The 451-nt window shown below is 60.1% G+C and carries 1 protein-coding gene; it reads left to right on the top strand.

Annotated elements, in window-relative coordinates; genetic code table 11:
- Nucleotides 1–35: 35 nt before the first annotated feature.
- Nucleotides 36–451, top strand: a 416-nt coding sequence (locus tag HMPREF2924_RS01725) for an IncC plasmid conjugative DNA transfer DtrJ family protein (protein ID WP_141765518.1), incomplete at its 3' end; no start/stop codon positions are given.

Raw genomic sequence — 451 nt, 5'->3', positions numbered from 1 at the left:
TTCCGTCACCTCGGCGCCGGTGAGGATGCCGCATGATGGCTGAAGTCACTCAACGTGCAGAGCAGCAACAAGAGAGCCAGAAGACCCTGGTCGGCACCATCATCAGTACGCCCTTCCAATTTCTCGGCGTGATGTTCGGTTCGCTGGTCGGCGCAATCATCGTAGAGTGGGTTTGCCTGTATTTCTTCTGGCCTGACGCGGGCTGGAAGCATGCCCAGGCAATGTTCGAGTACGAACTCAGTTGGCTGTCGCAGGGTCTGCTGCACAGCGTCATCGTGCAGGAGCCAGGTCGAACCGCCACCTGGCTGGCCCAGTTGGCCTATGACTGGTTGTTCGTGAAGACCGGGATAGTCGACTGGATGACCAACATGACCACCATCGCGCAGGCCGGGCCACGGAGCCCTCTGGACGTTCGCTATCTCACCGCCCAGGGCGTCTCCACGCTGCAGAA

Origin of the sequence: Pseudomonas sp. HMSC063H08, assembly GCF_001813645.1 — a bacterium.
Classification (GTDB): Bacteria; Pseudomonadota; Gammaproteobacteria; order Pseudomonadales; family Pseudomonadaceae; genus Pseudomonas; species Pseudomonas aeruginosa.
This window is presented reverse-complemented; position numbering and strand designations above follow the sequence as displayed.